Annotated in this window: 13 protein-coding genes; 8 read left to right on the top strand and 5 right to left on the bottom strand. The window is 58.9% G+C overall.

Annotated elements, in window-relative coordinates:
• The first annotated feature begins 6 nt into the window (after positions 1-6).
• Both ACIOWE_RS17875 and ACIOWE_RS17870 read left to right on the top strand, forming a co-directional pair.
• Complete coding sequence (locus tag ACIOWE_RS17875; RefSeq protein ID WP_201235430.1) at positions 7-975, top strand: ABC transporter ATP-binding protein; 969 nt, start codon at positions 7-9, stop codon at positions 973-975.
• Positions 975-1,955 carry a peptide ABC transporter ATP-binding protein gene (locus ACIOWE_RS17870; protein ID WP_401393952.1) on the top strand — a complete coding sequence of 327 codons (981 nt, stop codon included), beginning with the start codon at positions 975-977 and terminating at the stop codon, positions 1,953-1,955. Before ACIOWE_RS17875 ends, ACIOWE_RS17870 begins: the two co-directional genes overlap by 1 nt.
• Positions 1,956-2,157: 202 nt before the next feature.
• On the opposite strand, the gene ACIOWE_RS17865 is transcribed toward ACIOWE_RS17870, so the two are convergent.
• The 3 genes from ACIOWE_RS17865 to ACIOWE_RS17855 form a co-directional block, all read right to left on the bottom strand.
• A complete protein-coding gene (locus tag ACIOWE_RS17865) occupies positions 2,158-2,424 on the bottom strand; it encodes a hypothetical protein (protein ID WP_401393950.1) in 267 nt (88 codons plus the stop codon).
• A gap of 171 nt (positions 2,425-2,595) precedes the next feature.
• On the bottom strand, positions 2,596-3,792 hold the full coding sequence (locus ACIOWE_RS17860) for an MFS transporter (RefSeq protein ID WP_401393947.1): 1,197 nt from the start codon (positions 3,790-3,792) through the stop codon (positions 2,596-2,598).
• A gap of 919 nt (positions 3,793-4,711) precedes the next feature.
• The gene (locus tag ACIOWE_RS17855) at positions 4,712-6,295 is read right to left on the bottom strand and encodes a peptide chain release factor 3 (RefSeq protein ID WP_401393944.1); all 1,584 of its coding nucleotides are present in this window, start codon (positions 6,293-6,295) and stop codon (positions 4,712-4,714) included.
• Between the two features lie 358 nt (positions 6,296-6,653).
• On the opposite strand from ACIOWE_RS17855, the gene ACIOWE_RS17850 reads away from it, so the two are divergent.
• The 5 genes from ACIOWE_RS17850 (at position 6,654) to ACIOWE_RS17830 (ending at position 11,895) form a co-directional block, all read left to right on the top strand.
• A complete protein-coding gene (locus tag ACIOWE_RS17850) occupies positions 6,654-7,343 on the top strand; it encodes an ABC transporter permease (RefSeq protein ID WP_401394002.1) in 690 nt (229 codons plus the stop codon).
• A 21-nt stretch (positions 7,344-7,364) separates the two neighbouring features.
• Positions 7,365-8,258 carry a glycine betaine ABC transporter substrate-binding protein gene (locus ACIOWE_RS17845; protein WP_401393941.1) on the top strand — a complete coding sequence of 298 codons (894 nt, stop codon included), beginning with the start codon at positions 7,365-7,367 and terminating at the stop codon, positions 8,256-8,258.
• A gap of 13 nt (positions 8,259-8,271) precedes the next feature.
• Positions 8,272-8,925, top strand: coding sequence for an ABC transporter permease (locus ACIOWE_RS17840; RefSeq protein ID WP_401393938.1), 654 nt, complete (start codon positions 8,272-8,274; stop codon positions 8,923-8,925).
• Positions 8,922-10,079, top strand: coding sequence for a betaine/proline/choline family ABC transporter ATP-binding protein (locus tag ACIOWE_RS17835; RefSeq protein WP_166220496.1), 1,158 nt, complete (start codon positions 8,922-8,924; stop codon positions 10,077-10,079). The genes ACIOWE_RS17840 and ACIOWE_RS17835 overlap by 4 nt, the downstream gene beginning before the upstream one ends.
• Positions 10,080-10,731: 652 nt before the next feature.
• Positions 10,732-11,895 carry a type III PLP-dependent enzyme gene (locus ACIOWE_RS17830; protein ID WP_201235438.1) on the top strand — a complete coding sequence of 388 codons (1,164 nt, stop codon included), beginning with the start codon at positions 10,732-10,734 and terminating at the stop codon, positions 11,893-11,895.
• 170 nt (positions 11,896-12,065) lie between these two features.
• Here the strand turns inward: ACIOWE_RS17830 and ACIOWE_RS17825 are convergent, their stop codons facing one another.
• Positions 12,066-12,824, bottom strand: coding sequence for a tetratricopeptide repeat protein (locus ACIOWE_RS17825; RefSeq protein WP_401393933.1), 759 nt, complete (start codon positions 12,822-12,824; stop codon positions 12,066-12,068).
• The gene (locus ACIOWE_RS17820) at positions 12,821-13,501 is read right to left on the bottom strand and encodes a Fe2+-dependent dioxygenase (protein WP_401393930.1); all 681 of its coding nucleotides are present in this window, start codon (positions 13,499-13,501) and stop codon (positions 12,821-12,823) included. Before ACIOWE_RS17820 ends, ACIOWE_RS17825 begins: the two co-directional genes overlap by 4 nt.
• A gap of 207 nt (positions 13,502-13,708) precedes the next feature.
• Here ACIOWE_RS17820 and ACIOWE_RS17815 point away from each other — a divergent pair, with 207 nt between their 5' ends.
• Positions 13,709-16,036: a TonB-dependent receptor gene (locus ACIOWE_RS17815; protein ID WP_401393927.1), complete on the top strand. Its 2,328-nt coding sequence runs from the start codon at positions 13,709-13,711 to the stop codon at positions 16,034-16,036.
• Positions 16,037-16,140 lie beyond the last annotated feature (104 nt).

Here is a 16,140-nt window from a genome sequence, read left to right as displayed (position 1 = left end):
ATTCCCATGTCACTGCTAGAAATCAAGAATCTCAACGTTCGCTTCGGCGACAAGACCGCGACCCCGGTGGTCGATGGCCTCGACCTGAAAGTCGACAAAGGCGAAGTGCTGGCGATCGTGGGCGAATCGGGTTCGGGTAAATCCGTGACCATGATGGCGCTGATGGGCCTGATCGAGCATCCCGGCATCGTCACTGCCGACTCGCTGAGCTTTGACGGCAAAGACATGCTCAAGCTGAGCAATCGTCAACGTCGGCAAATCGTCGGCAAAGACCTGTCGATGGTGTTCCAGGACCCGATGACCGCGCTCAACCCGAGCTACACCGTCGGTTTCCAGATCGAAGAAGTGCTGCGCCTGCACCTGAAGATGTCCAGCAAGCAAGCGCGCAAACGGGCCATCGAACTGCTGGAAAAAGTCGAAATCCCGGGTGCTGCCAGCCGTATGGACGCCTACCCGCATCAACTGTCCGGCGGTATGAGCCAGCGCGTCGCCATCGCCATGGCGATTGCCGGCGAGCCGAAACTGTTGATCGCCGATGAGCCAACCACGGCACTCGACGTAACGATTCAGGCACAGATCATGGATCTGCTGCTGGCGTTGCAGAAAGAGCAGAACATGGGCCTGGTACTGATCACTCACGACCTCGCGGTCGTGGCGGAAACCGCCCAGCGCGTCTGCGTGATGTACGCCGGTCAAGCCGTTGAAGTCGGCCAGGTGCCGCAACTGTTCGACATCCCCGCGCACCCGTACAGCGAAGCGTTGCTCAAGGCGATTCCGGAACACAGCCAGGGTGCCGCGCGTCTGGCGACATTGCCGGGCATCGTCCCGGGCCGCTACGACCGTCCGCAGGGTTGCCTGCTGTCGCCGCGCTGCCCGTACGTGCAGGACAGCTGCCGTGTACAGCGTCCGACCCTTGATCCGAAAGCCAACAGCCTCGCCCGCTGCTTCTACCCGCTGAACCAGGAGGTGGCGTAATGGCCGTCGTACTTACCGCCCGCGACCTGACCCGTCACTACGAAGTCTCCCGTGGCCTGTTCAAGGGCCATGCGACCGTGCGCGCACTCAACGGCGTGTCGTTCGAACTGGAAGCCGGCAAGACCCTCGCGGTTGTAGGCGAATCGGGCTGCGGTAAATCCACCCTCGCCCGCGCTCTGACGCTGATTGAAGAGCCGTCGTCCGGCTCCTTGAAAATCGCCGGCCAGGAAGTCGCCGGTGCCGACAAGTCTCAGCGCAAGCAATTGCGCAAAGACGTGCAGATGGTCTTTCAGAGCCCGTACGCGTCGTTGAACCCTCGGCAGAAAGTCGGCGATCAACTGGCCGAGCCGCTGTTGATCAACACCAACCTGAGTGCCGCCGAACGTCGCGAGAAAGTCCAGGCGATGATGAAGCAGGTCGGCTTGCGTCCCGAGCACTACCAGCGCTATCCACACATGTTCTCCGGCGGTCAGCGCCAGCGGATCGCCCTCGCCAGGGCAATGATGCTGCAGCCGAAAGTGCTGGTGGCGGACGAACCGACTTCGGCGCTGGACGTGTCGATTCAGGCGCAGGTGTTGAACCTGTTCATGGACCTGCAGCAGGAGTTCAACACCGCTTACGTGTTCATCTCGCACAACCTGGCGGTGGTGCAACACGTCGCTGATGACGTGATGGTGATGTACCTCGGTCGCCCGGTGGAAATGGGCCCGAAAAACGACATCTACGAACGACCGCTGCACCCATACACCCAGGCGTTGCTGTCGGCGACCCCGACCATTCACCCGGACCCGAACAAGCCGAAAATCAAGATCGTCGGCGAACTGCCCAACCCGCTGAACCCGCCACCGGGCTGCGCTTTCCACAAACGCTGCCCGTATGCGACCGAACGTTGCAGCACTGAAGAGCCCGCATTGCGTGCGCTCGACAATCGGCAGGTGGCATGCCACTACGCCGAGCAATTCCTCGACGGTGCGGCGTAAAAAGATCTGCGGACAAACACAAAACCTGTAGGAGCTGCGGCACGCTGCGATCTTTTGATTTTTAGAATCAGGATCAAAAGATCGCAGCGTGCCGCAGCTCCTACAGGGGATCGTGTTTTACCCGGGTTTAAAGTGTTACCAAACCCCTTCCACCTCGATTGCGCATCAGTCGAGGCAGAAGGGGTTTTCTTTTGCCCGCGATCTACGACTGGCTATCGCCTTCGTCGGCGTCCGGATCATCGGTGTCCGGCTCGTCAGTGGTCGAGTCATCGTCATCGGCGGCGCCGCCCTGCCCCTGATCGCCCGGTTCGGATTCGGACTTGGCCAGCATCAACCCGCTGTGCCCAATCTTTCCGTTGAATGCCTGCGAATCGTGATCCTCGCACTCGGCCCAGGCCGTCGCGGTGCCGAGGGACAGCATGACCATCACTTTCAATAGCAGTAAAACGCGTAGCAACCTGTTTTTCATGACCGAGTCCATCCTGTGCAGGTGAAACAGCAATGCCGATCCGGCGCTGAATGAAATCTAGTTCCGATCAGCCGGGTTCACCAGATAGGACGCTAATGAACCCGCAGAAATGCCGTTGCCTGACAGACCTGTTTCGAATAACCGTCATAGCCGGATCAGCTAAGCAACTCGCTACAGCGCCTGTTGCCGGGCGGGACGCGTGGCCAGATAAGTCAGCGGAATACTCATCAACGCCAATAACGCGCTGGCCAGCCACACACTGTGCCCGCCAGCGTGGCCATATAGCTGACCACTGAGCACGGGCGACAACAGCGCGCTCGCGCTCCAGCTCATGAAGAACAGACCGAAGTACTGGCCGCTTTTGCCACTCTGCGCATACTGCATGACCAGCACATTCAACGGCGGCATGAACAGCGCCTCGCCCAATGTCCAGATCACCGTCGACAGACAGACGTAAAACAACCCGCTGCCCAACGGCAACATGCCCAGCCCTAAGGCCAGCAACACGCTGCCGGCCATCAGTTGCGCCCGCGCACTCCAGCGTTCGCCCCAATGGGTCAGCGGAATCTGCAGAGTCACCACCAGCAGCGCATTGATGCCGAACTGCCAACCAATGGCCTCGGTGCTCAGCCGATAGTAATCACGCAGATAGTTGCCAAGCGTGCTGTAAACGGTGTCGAACGCCATGCCAAGCACGACCGTCGCGGCCAGTAGCCAGAGGAAGGGTTTGTCGCGATAAGGCAAACCTGAACCGGTTTCGGTTTTTACCTCGACACTCAGCACCGGTCGCCGCCAGGTCGTGCGGACAAACCAGAGCAAGGCCAGCACCGTCAGCGCCGCACTGGCAAAGAACACCCAACGAAAATCGACCTGCGCCAGCACCCCGCCGGCAACGCCAGCGGCGGCCATGCCAAGGTTTCGTGCGACCCGGCTCAGGGCTTGTGCGCGAGCGCGTTGCGCAACCTCGCAATACTCCATGATCAAGCGCTGATGCAGCGTTCGAATCGCCCCGTCGAGCACACCGCTGAACAGCAGCAATGCGCCGAGCCACGCTACGTCGGTGATCAAACCCAATGACAGCAGAGTCCACGCCGACAGAAAAAACAGCGCCGCCGTCAGTCGCGCCGTCTTAAAACGATCACTGAGCAAACCGCCAACCATCGAACCGACCAGCAACCCCGCGCCGTAACCGGACAACAGCCAGCCGACCGTTTCAATCGCCAGCCCCAACTCCTGACGCAGGTACAGCGCCATGAACAGCTTGACCATGCTGCTCAGCCGATTAATGAACAGAAGCGCGGCGAGCACCCAGGCCATCACACCGAAATAACCGTTGATCCGCAGCAGATGAGTCAGTCGACTCGCCATTCCATTGACCTCTTGAAGCTGCCTGAGTGAACCGGAACACTAACGGTCAATACGCCAGTTGTCGCGCCTCTGAACGCCTGAAACCACAAAATCGGAACCACCCTACACCCCCTGTAGGAGCTGCCGAAGGCTGCGATCTTCTGATTTTGCTTTTCAAGACCAAAAGATCGCAGCCTTCGCCGGGCTGAGCTGGATTGGGTGCATTCAATTAGAAAATGAGCGGCTGACAGGCCGCCATCGCTGGCAAGCCAGGCTCCCACAAGGATTGGGGGCAGTCTGCAAGACATGGGTCGGCTGGCAGGCCGCTTTCGCGAGCAGGCTCGCTCCTACAATTGGATCGTATGCAATCTGCTAGATATGGGGCGGCTGGGAGGTCGCCATCGCTGGCAAACCAGGCTCCCACAAGGATTGGGTGCAGTCTGCAAGACATGGGGCGGCTGGTAGGCCGATTTCGCGAGCAGGCTCGCTCCTACAGAAAAGCAACACCAGAACACGCATCGCCTCTGCCTTTGCCTCTCACCACTCAACAGGATGAGCGTTAGCTCGGCTGCAGCTTTTGATCTTGATTCACGGGCGACTTCGGCAGGCTGAGTGGAGGGATTGATCCGGGGGTGGGAGCGCAGCGACCGTTTGGCGCAGCCAAACACAGCGAGAGGAGGTGCAGCGCAGCAAACCGTAGGCGCTGCGCCCGGATCGATCCCGGAGCGAAGGAACCCCGAGCCTCAGCGAGCGGGCCGAACGTAGGAGCAAGCGTTTTTTTGCTTACTTTTTTTAGGCGTTTGTAAAAAAAGTGAGTCGCCGTAAGGGCGAAACCCTAAGCCGCCATCACCGAAAAAACGGATATACCCCCAAAACCAAACCAACAAAAAAGCCCCCAAAGGCCTACACCTAGGGGGCTTCAGATAAATCAGCTCAAAGCTTAGTGATGCTCACGCGTCGCCCGGAACTTCACATCCGGCCACCGCTCTTCCATCAACGCCAGGTTAACCCGCGTCGGAGCAAGATAGGTCAGGTGACCACCGCCATCCAAAGCCAGGTTCTCCACAGCCTTGTTGGAAAACTCCTCAAGCTTCTTCTTGTCGCTGCATTCAATCCAGCGCGCCGAGTACACAGTGATCGGCTCATACGAGCACTCAACCTTGTATTCCTCCTTCAAGCGGCTAGCGACCACATCAAACTGCAGCACACCCACGGCGCCAAGAATAATGTCGTTACTACGCTCAGGGAAAAACACCTGAGTGGCGCCCTCTTCAGCCAATTGCTGCAAGCCCTGACGCAGCTGCTTGGACTTCAGCGGATCACGCAAACGCACACGACGGAACAATTCCGGAGCAAAGTGCGGAATACCGGTGAAGCCCAAAGTTTCGCCTTCGCTGAAAGTATCGCCAATCTGGATGGTGCCGTGGTTGTGCAAACCGATGATGTCGCCGGCGTACGCCTCTTCCAGCTGCTCACGCTCGGAAGAGAAGAACGTCAGGGCGTCGCCGATGCGCACGTCCTTGCCGGTGCGCACATGGCGCATCTTCATGCCTTTCTCGTACTTGCCGGAGCAGATACGCATGAAGGCAATGCGGTCGCGGTGTTTCGGGTCCATGTTCGCCTGGATCTTGAAGATGAAGCCCGAGAACTTCTCTTCAACCGGCTCGACAGTCCGCTCGTTGGCGACACGGGCCAGCGGGCGCGGAGCCCAATCAACCACAGCATCCAGCACATGATCGACACCGAAGTTGCCCAGCGCGGTACCGAAGAACACCGGGGTCAGTTGACCGTCGAGGAATTCCTGCTGGTTGAATTCGTGGCAGGCGCCTTGCACCAGTTCCAACTGCTCGATGAAGCGATCGTACTCGTCGCCCAGGTGCGCGCGAGCTTCGTCCGAATCGAGTTTCTCGATGATCTTGGTTTCGGTGCGTTCGTGACCATGCCCGGCGGTGTAGACAATGATGTAGTCGTCGGCCAGGTGGTACACGCCTTTGAAATCGCGGTAGCAACCGATCGGCCAGGTGATCGGCGCAGCCTTGATCTTCAGAACGGCTTCGATTTCGTCGAGCAGTTCGATCGGGTCGCGGATGTCACGGTCGAGTTTGTTGATAAAGCTGACAATCGGCGTGTCACGCAGACGGCAGACGTCCATCAGCGCAATGGTCCGAGGCTCTACACCTTTACCGCCGTCGAGAACCATCAATGCCGAGTCCACCGCCGTCAGAGTGCGATAGGTATCTTCGGAGAAGTCTTCGTGGCCCGGGGTGTCGAGCAGGTTGACCATGTGGTCGCGATACGGGAACTGCATGACCGACGTGGTAATGGAAATACCCCGCTGTTTCTCCATCTCCATCCAGTCGGATGTCGCATGGCGGTCGGATTTACGGGATTTCACCGTACCGGCCACAGCAATCGCCTTGCCCATCAACAGGAGCTTTTCGGTGATCGTGGTTTTACCAGCATCGGGGTGGGAAATAATGGCGAAAGTGCGGCGTTTCGCGACTTCGGCGGCCTGGTTGGTCATGGGAAATCGCCTGGCGGTGATTCAAAAAAGGGCCGCGATTATAGCCCAAGTCAGTGCAATAACCGAACCGTTGAGCACATTAAGGGTGGCCAAATGCTGCCTCAGATGGGAACCTTTTAAAGCACGGAGACGTCCATCCCCTGTTACGACTTTTCGTCAGGGGCTGAAAAATCAGCAAGTTAGCCTGACGAGGCTGCGCTCATGGCTCGCTTTCAGACCGCTTTGCCGGCTCTGAAAAACGGCTACTTTTCGCGAACGACACTCCCGGCAGCCAAGGCTTGGCTTGCCACACGGGACTGCGCTCGCCGACTACAAAAAAAGGAGTCCGCCTGTGGCTATCCGCTATGGCAAAGGGCTGATGGGAGGTGCGGTGGTGATCGCGCTCCTGGCCCTGCTGGTCCACTGGATCGGCATCAACACGATCGAACACTACCGCGACGATTTGTTGTTTTACCTGCAAGCTCATCTGATTCTCGTCCTCGCTTCAATGCTGGCCGCCCTTGTCGTGGGCATCCCCGCCGGTATCTTTCTCAGTCGCCCGACCATGGTCGGCCGCGCTGAACGCTTCATGCAGATCTTCAATATCGGTAACACCGTGCCACCGCTGGCCGTACTCGCGATTGCTCTGGGCATTCTCGGCATCGGCAGTGGTCCGGCGATCTTTGCTTTATTCCTCGCCTCGTTGCTGCCGATCGTGCGCAACACCTACGAAGGCCTGAAAAACGTCCAGGGTTCGCTGAAAGAAGCCGCCGTCGGCATCGGCATGACCCCGCGTCAGGTGCTGTGGCAAGTCGAACTGCCCAACGCCGTGCCAATCATCATCGGTGGTGTGCGTGTCGCGCTGGCGATCAATGTGGGTACCGCGCCGCTGGCGTTCCTGATCGGCGCGAACAGCCTCGGCAGCCTGATCTTCCCCGGCATCGCCCTGAACAATCAGCCGCAACTGCTGCTCGGCGCCGCGTGCACCGCGCTGCTGGCCTTGCTGCTTGATGGCGTCGTCACCCTCGCCAGCCGCCTCTGGCTGGAACGCGGTTTGCGCCCGTCTTAAGGCTTTTGCGAAGGAATGAATATGAAACGACTTAGCTTGATCTTAAGTTGCGTCCTGCTGTTCGCAGGATTGGCGCAAGCCGCTGAAAAACCCGTGATCCGCCTCGGCGCCCGGGTGTTTACCGAGCAGACCCTGCTCGCGGAAATCACCGCGCAATACCTGCGCAGCAAAGGCTACGACGCGCAGATCACCGGCGGTCTGGGCAGCAATCTGGCGCGCAGCGCCCACGAAAGCGGACAACTGGACATGCTCTGGGAATACACCGGCGTGTCGCTGGTGGCCTACAACCATGTCACCGAGAAACTCGACAGCGCACAGTCCTACGCCCGGGTGAAAGAACTCGACGCGAAAAAAGGCCTGGTCTGGCTGACGCCGTCGAAATTCAGCAACACCTACGCCCTCGCCCTGCCGAAAAACGTCGCCGAGGAATATCCGCAGATCAACAACATCAGCCAGTTGAACGAAGTGTTGCAGGCTGAAGCCAAGACCAATCACTTGGTGGCGCTGGACACCGAGTTCGCCAACCGCTCCGACGGTCTCGACGGCATGGTCAAGCTCTACGACATGAACCTGACCCGCAAAAACATCCGTCAGATGGACGCGGGCCTGGTCTATACGGCGTTGCGCAACGGTCAGGTATTCGCCGGTCTGGTCTACACCACCGACGGTCGCTTGAACGCCTTCGGCCTCAAGCTGCTGGAAGACGACAAGCATTACTTCCCCGACTACACCGCAGCGCCCGTGGTGCGTCAGGCCTACCTCGATGCCCACCCGAAACTCGCCGAGCAACTGAAACCACTGGCTGAACTGTTCGACGACGAAACCATGCGCCAGCTCAACGCACGGGTCGATGTCGATCATGAAAGTCCGTCGTCGGTTGCCGCTGATTTCCTGCGCCAGCATCCACTGAATTAAGAGAGGAGAAGTCATGGAATTCTTGAACGCCTTTTCCCATCTCGACTGGCAGCAGGTGATACACCTGACCTGGCAGCACATCACGCTGGTCGGCATCGCCGTGACGCTGGCGATTGTTGTTGGCGTGCCGCTGGGCATTCTGATGACGCGCTTCCCGAGCCTCGCCGGCCCATTGCAGGCCAACGCCACGGTGCTGCTGACCGTGCCGTCGATTGCGCTGTTCGGCCTGCTGCTGCCGTTCTATTCGAAGTTCGGCCAGGGCCTCGGCCCGATGCCGGCAATCACCGCGGTGTTCCTTTATTCACTGCTGCCGATCATGCGCAACACCTACCTCGCCCTGACTGGCGTCGAGCCGGGTATCCGTGAAGCCGCACGTGGCATCGGCATGACCTTCGGCCAACGTCTGCGCATGGTCGAACTGCCGATTGCGGTGCCGGTGATCCTTGCCGGTGTGCGCACTGCCGTGGTGATGAACATCGGCGTGATGACCATCGCCGCGACCATCGGCGCCGGCGGCCTCGGCGTGTTAATCCTCGCTTCAATCAGCCGCAGTGACATGTCGATGCTCATCGTCGGCGCACTGCTGGTCAGTCTCCTGGCCATTTTCGCTGACCTGTTTCTCCAATGGCTGCAACGCTCGTTGACTCCAAAAGGACTGCTCAAATGATCGAACTTCAAAACCTCAGCAAAACTTTCCAAAGCAACGGCAAAGATGTCAAAGCCGTGGACTCGGTAAGCCTGACCGTCAATGAAGGCGAAATCTGTGTGTTCCTCGGGCCATCGGGCTGCGGCAAAAGCACCACGCTGAAAATGATCAACCGTCTGATCAAACCGACGTCGGGCAAGATCCTCATCAACGGTGAAGACACTACCGACCTCGATGAAGTGACCCTGCGCCGCAACATCGGCTACGTGATCCAGCAGATCGGTCTGTTCCCGAACATGACCATCGAAGAGAACATCGTCGTCGTGCCGAAGCTGCTGGGCTGGGACAAACAGAAATGCCACGACCGTGCCCGCGAACTGATGAGCATGATCAAGCTGGAGCCCAAGCAGTATCTGCATCGTTACCCGCGTGAATTGTCCGGCGGTCAGCAACAGCGCATCGGCGTGATCCGCGCACTGGCGGCGGATGCGCCGCTGTTGCTGATGGACGAACCGTTCGGCGCGGTCGACCCGATCAACCGCGAGATGATCCAGAACGAATTTTTCGAGATGCAACGAGCGCTGAACAAGACCGTGATCATGGTCAGCCACGACATCGACGAAGCGATCAAACTCGGCGACAAGATCGCGATCTTCCGCGCCGGAAAACTGCTGCAGATCGACCACCCGGACACGTTGCTTGCGCACCCGGCAGACGATTTTGTCAGCAACTTCGTGGGTCAGGACAGCACGCTCAAGCGCCTGCTGTTGGTCAAAGCAGAAGATGCGGCGGACAACGCGCCGTCGGTCAGCCCGGAAACCCCGGTGGCCGATGCGCTGGAACTGATGGACGAGCATGACCGTCGCTACGTGGTGGTCACCTGCGCCGAGAACAAGGCGCTGGGGTATGTGCGACGTCGCGACCTGCACCGTCAGACCGGCACCTGCGCGCAATATCTGCGTGAGTTCAACGCCACGGCGGCGTACGACGAACATCTGCGCATTCTGTTGTCGCGCATGTACGAGTTCAATCGTGCGTGGCTGCCGGTGATGGATGCCGAGCGAGTGTTCCTCGGTGAGGTGACGCAAGAATCGATTGCGGCTTACTTGAGTTCGGGTCGTTCGCGGGGGATGAAGACCAGCATCGTCTCGCCAGCCGAAGCGGTAGTCGCCTGATCAATAAATAGTCAATCACTGAACCTGTGGCGAGGGAGCTTGCTCCCGCTGGGTCGCGTAGCGGCCCTTCTTTTGAAAAAAGCGAGGACTGCTGCGCAGCCCAGCGGGAGCAAGCTCCCTCGCCACAGTTTTTTTGTGTTTTCAAAGGCTGGAAAAAAATATCAACACCACGGTGTTTTCTCTTCCGGCAAAAGACCCTGTCATATCAGCCAAATCCCCTCTCAAACCCTCCTCTCGCCGCCAACGTCGCCGATGTTGCTGCCATCACACTTACCCATGACTTGGCGCACAAAAGCGTCGAACGTGCAGGTATTTTTAACACTTTGAAATTCCCGGGGAACATCTGCCCGTCATCTTGGTCGGCTACAAAGAGTGATGAAAGCGACGCACGTCAGAAGCGTGCAAAAACGCGACATTTTTAGTTGATCTCAGGCCCCTCACGCCCTAAAGTTCGCGCCGAACGTCCATGCTGGAAACGATCCATCCGGCTCAAGTACTGACGACGAGACAGCAAGGCCAAGGGAAGCTTCACTCCCGTGGCCTTTTTGCTTTCGGCGACATGCCTTGGGAAGTAGGCGAACCAAAGTGGGGATACGGAGGGCGTTCATTTGCACCCATTGTTTTTACGAGTTTGCCCATAGGAGCTCCCAGCATGTCGATCCAGGTCGAAGACTATTTCGCGCGCGCTACATTCGACAAAATGAAGGCGTTCGCCGACAAACAGGAAACCCCGTTCGTGGTGATCGACACCGCGATGATCAGCCAGGCCTACGATGACCTGCGCGCCGGTTTCGAATTCGCCAAGGTCTACTACGCGGTCAAGGCCAACCCGGCCGTCGAGATCATCGACCTGCTCAAAGAGAAAGGTTCGAGCTTCGACATCGCCTCTATCTATGAGCTGGACAAGGTGATGGATCGCGGCGTCAGCCCGGACCGCATCAGCTACGGCAACACCATCAAGAAATCCAAGGACATCCGCTACTTCTACGAGAAGGGCGTGCGTCTGTTCTCCACCGACTCCGAAGCCGACCTGCGCAACATCGCCAAGGCTGCGCCGGGTTCGAAAGTCTATGTGCGCATCCTGACTGAAGGCTCGACCACGGCTGACTGGCCGCTGTCGCGCAAATTCGGCTGCCAGACCGACATGGCCATGGACCTGCTGATCCTCGCCCGCGACCTCGGCCTGGTGCCTTACGGCATCTCGTTCCACGTCGGTTCGCAACAGCGCGACATCAGCGTCTGGGACGCCGCGATCGCCAAGGTCAAAGTGATCTTCGAACGCCTGAAAGAAGAAGACGGCATCCACCTGAAGCTGATCAACATGGGCGGTGGCTTCCCGGCCAACTACATCACCCGCACCAACAGCCTGGAAACCTACGCCGAAGAAATCATCCGCTTCCTGAAAGAAGATTTCGGTGATGACCTGCCGGAAATCATTCTGGAGCCGGGCCGTTCGTTGATCGCCAACGCCGGCATTCTGGTCAGCGAAGTGGTGCTGGTCGCGCGTAAGTCGCGCACCGCCGTCGAGCGTTGGGTGTACACCGATGTGGGCAAGTTCTCCGGCCTGATCGAAACCATGGACGAAGCGATCAAGTTCCCGATCTGGACCGAGAAGAAAGGCGAGATGGAAGAAGTCGTGATCGCCGGCCCGACCTGCGACAGCGCCGACATCATGTACGAGAACTACAAGTACGGCCTGCCGCTGAACCTGGCGATCGGTGATCGTCTGTACTGGTTGTCGACCGGTGCTTACACCACCAGTTACAGCGCGGTCGAGTTCAATGGCTTCCCGCCGCTGAAGTCTTACTACGTGTAAGCACTGAAACCGTAATGCAAAAAGCCCATGACGTGTCATGGGCTTTTTTGTGTCTCTGGATGGATGGAGATCCCCACTGTGGGAGCGAGCCTGCTCGCGAAGGCATACTGTCAGACACCATCACCTGCATTGACCCACCGTTTTCGCGAGCAGGCTCGCTCCCACAGGGGTTATGCGTTGCTGCTCAGCTCATCTGTACGCAGTTGATATCTGGATGCCAACGCCTGAATCCTTGGATCTGTCGCACTGGACAGCGCTTCACTGGCCACCCGCAGGAAATTCAGATTACCGCCGGCCAAGGCTTTCTCAAGCCATATGACTGCTTCATCGATCCGGCCTTCATCCGCCAACACCGCCGCAAAACTGAACTGCCCGCGAAAATCACCACCCTCAGCCGAGCGCCGATACCAGTCACGAGCCGCGACCGGATCCGCTGGGCACACCTGCCCTTCTTCCAGATAGCGTCCCAGCAGATTCATCGATTTCGCATGGCCCAGTTCAGCCGCGCGCCGATACAACGCCAGCGCCTGCAGATGATCCACCGCTACCCCGCGCCCGGTCGCCAGCAGATTGGCGAAGTTGTACATCGCCCAATCCAGTCCGGCATCCGTCGCAATCCGATAGTGCTGCGCGGCAATCGTTGCGTCTGCCGTACAACCCCAGCCGTGCTCATGACAACGACCGAGCATGTTGCGCGCCATCAGATGCCCGCGCCCGGCAGCTATGCCAAACCAGCGCAGCGCCAGAGGCTGATCCTGCGCAATGCCGTGCCCGTCCAGAAGAATCTGTCCAAGCAGCGCCTGCGCTTCTACCTCACCCTCGCCCGCCGCCAGCAGAATCGCCTGCGCGGCGCGAGCCGGACTTTCCTCAAGCATCGCTGCCAGCCCTGAGGCATCGAGGACTTCTTCGCGGCGCAGTTGAAAACTCATACCTCGACCCAGCGGCGCAGCAGGTTGTGATAAGTGCCGGTGAGACGGATCAGCGACGGATGATCAGGCAGGTCCTGGGTGAGCTGCTGAATCGCGCCGTCCATTTCGAACAGCAATGCGCGCTGGCTGTCTTCGCGCACCAGGCTTTGCGCCCAGAAGAACGACGCATATCGCGCGCCTCGAGTGACTGCATTGACCTTGTGCAGACTGGTGCCGGGGTACAACACCATGTCGCCGGCCGGCAACTTCACCTGTTGCGTACCATAGGTGTCGTGGATTTCCAGTTCGCCGCCGTCGTAATCCTCAGGCTCGCTGAAAAACAGCGTCGCCGACAGATCCGTGCGCACGCGTTCGATGCTGCCCTTGGGTTGGCGCACCGCGTTGTCGATATGGAAATCGAAACTGCCGCCCGCCGTGTAACAGTTCACTAACGGCGGGAACACTTTGTGCGGCAGCGCGGCAGACATGAACAGCGGATTTTTCCACAGCCGTTCGAGCAGCGCAGCGCCGATTTCCTTCGCCAGCGGATGACCTTCGGGCAGTTGCAGATTGTGTTTGGCCTTGGCCGATTGATAACCCGCGGTGATCTTGCCATCAGCCCAATCGGCCTGCTCCAGCGCCTGGCGGATGCGCTGCACCTCGTCTTTTTCGAACAGAGCGGGAATGTGCAGCAGCATGGCAATGTCACCTGAAGGCAAAGAGGCGGCAATGGTATTGATTCTTATTGGCCATGTACAACCCGCAAGACGAATGAACCGGCAAAAACCGTAAGGCTAAACTGTAAAGAATGTAAATTCAGTGCAGTTAGCAATGTTTCGCAATTGATACGAATACCTGTTTACCCTATATTCCGCCGCCTCAAATCCTTGGGGAGGGGAATAAAAATGGCACGTCAACACGCACAATTACCGGTCAGTTCACCACGTCTGCTCGCCTCTGCAATCGGTGTGGCTATCACCGCAGGCTCCGCCGGCCAGATGGTGTTTGCCGCCGAAAAGACCGACAGCAAAGCCGCCGGAAATGCCATCGCCCTGGACGCTACCGCCATCACTGGCGAAGCTCAGGACCCGACGTCCTACCAGGTCGAGAAAGCCTCCTCGCCCAAGTACACCGCGCCGCTGGTCGACACGCCGCGCTCGGTCACCGTTATTCCGCAACAAGTCCTCAAAGACACCGGCGCCCTGAACATGCAGGACGCGCTGCGCACTGTGCCGGGCATCACCTTCGGTGCCGGTGAAGGTGGCAACCCACAGGGCGACCGTCCGTTCATCCGTGGTTTCGACGCCCAGGGCGACACTTACCTGGACGGCGTGCGCGACACCGGTTCACAGAGCCGCGAGATCTTCGCCGTCGAAAATATTGAAGTCAGCAAAGGCCCGAACTCCGCCATCGGTGGTCGCGGCGCGGCAGGCGGCAGCATCAACCTGGTGAGCAAAAAAGCACACCTGGGCAACTCGTTCGACGGTGGGTTCACCTGGGGTTCCGACCAGACTCAGCGTTACACCCTCGACGGCAACTACCAGTTCAGCGACACCGCCGCTGGCCGTTTGAACCTGATGAGCCACGAGAGCAACGTCGCCGGTCGCGACAAAGTCGATTACGACCGCTGGGGCATCGCGCCGTCGCTGGCGTTTGGCCTGGGCACCGACACCCGCGTCAACCTCGACTACTACCATCTCGAAAGCAACGACACCCCGGACTCGGGCATTCCGTACACACTGTCGAACCCACGCACCAAGTCCAATCCGGACAAGCCGTACGCCGGTGGCGACCACAGCAATTTCTACGGTCTGGATCGCGACTTCCGCAAGGGCCGCACCGACACCGCGACCTTCGCCATCGAGCACGACTTGAGCGACTCGCTGACCATCAAGAACACCCTGCGTCACGGCACCAGCATGCAGGATTACATCCTCACCCAGCCGGACGACAGCAAGGGTAACGTCAACAACGGCAGCCTCTGGCGTCGGGCGAATACTCGGGTGAGCAACACCGAGACCACCACCAACCAGACTGACCTCTTCGGCAACTTCTACGTCGCCGGCTTCAAGAACAGCTTCTCCACAGGCGTTGAATACACCCGTGAGGAAAGCCAGAAGTCCTCGTACAACGTCAACACCGACACCACGCCGCTCACCACCAACGTGCCTTCGAGCAGCAACTGCACGCCATCGATGATCGGCGCATCCAGTGGCTACAACTGCACCTCGCTGTCGAACCCGAATCCGAACGATCCGTGGAACGGCGCGATCTCGCGTAACTACGCAGGCACCGACACCAAGGCCAACACTTACGCGCTGTATGTGTTCGACACTCTGGAGTTGAACGAGCAGTGGCTGGTGAACATGGGTCTGCGTTACGACCACTTCGACACCAAGTACCGCTCCTATGAAGCCGACGGCTCGACGACGGTGAACAAAGGTGTTGAAGCCAAAGGCAAAGACACCAGCGAGTTCGTCACTGGCCAGTTCGGCGTGGTCTACAAACCGGCTGAAAACGGCAGCATTTACGCTTCGTATGCCACCTCGGCCACCCCACCGGGTAACACCCTCGGCGAAGGCATGGACGGCAACCCGTTGGGCGGTTCCGTTGATCGCAGCAAAAACCTGCTGAGCAGCGACATGGAGCCGGAAACCACCAAGAACTACGAAATCGGCACCAAGTGGGACTTGCTCAACGATCGTCTGTCGCTGACGGCTGACATCTTCCGCACCGAGAAAGAAAACGCGCGTGTGCAAGTCGACACCACGTCGTACGAAAACGCCGGCAAGACCCGCGTACAAGGTGTCGAGTTGTCCGCCAGTGGCAAGATCACCGACAAGTGGCAAGTGTTCGCCGGTTACGCCTACATGGACAGCGAGCAGGTTGATGGCGGCCCGCTGAACCGCGCCACCGATGGCAACCAACTGCCTAACACGCCGAAAAACAGCGCCAGCCTGTGGACCACTTACCAGCTCACGCCGAAGCTGACCATCGGTGGCGGCGCCTTCTATGTCGACGACGTGTTCGGCAACGTGGCCAACACCACCATGGTCGATTCGTATGTGCGTTACGACGCGATGGCGGCCTACAAGCTGAGCAAGAACGTCGACCTGCAACTCAACGTGCAGAACCTGACCAACGAAACCTACTACGACAAAGCCTTCTCGACCCACTTCGCCAATCAGGCAGCGGGCCGTACGGCACTGTTGAGCACCAACTTCCACTTCTGACCGATGTAGAAACCTGTGGGAGCGAGCCTGCTCGCGAAAGCGGTGGGTCAGTTAAGTAGAGGCTGACTGACACGACGCTATCGCGAGCAGGCTCACTCCTACAG

Origin of the sequence: Pseudomonas sp. NPDC087598 (assembly GCF_044743525.1) — a bacterium.
Taxonomy (GTDB): Bacteria; Pseudomonadota; Gammaproteobacteria; order Pseudomonadales; family Pseudomonadaceae; genus Aquipseudomonas.
The sequence above is the reverse complement of the archived record's forward strand: the minus strand, read 5'-3'. Positions and strand labels throughout refer to the sequence as shown.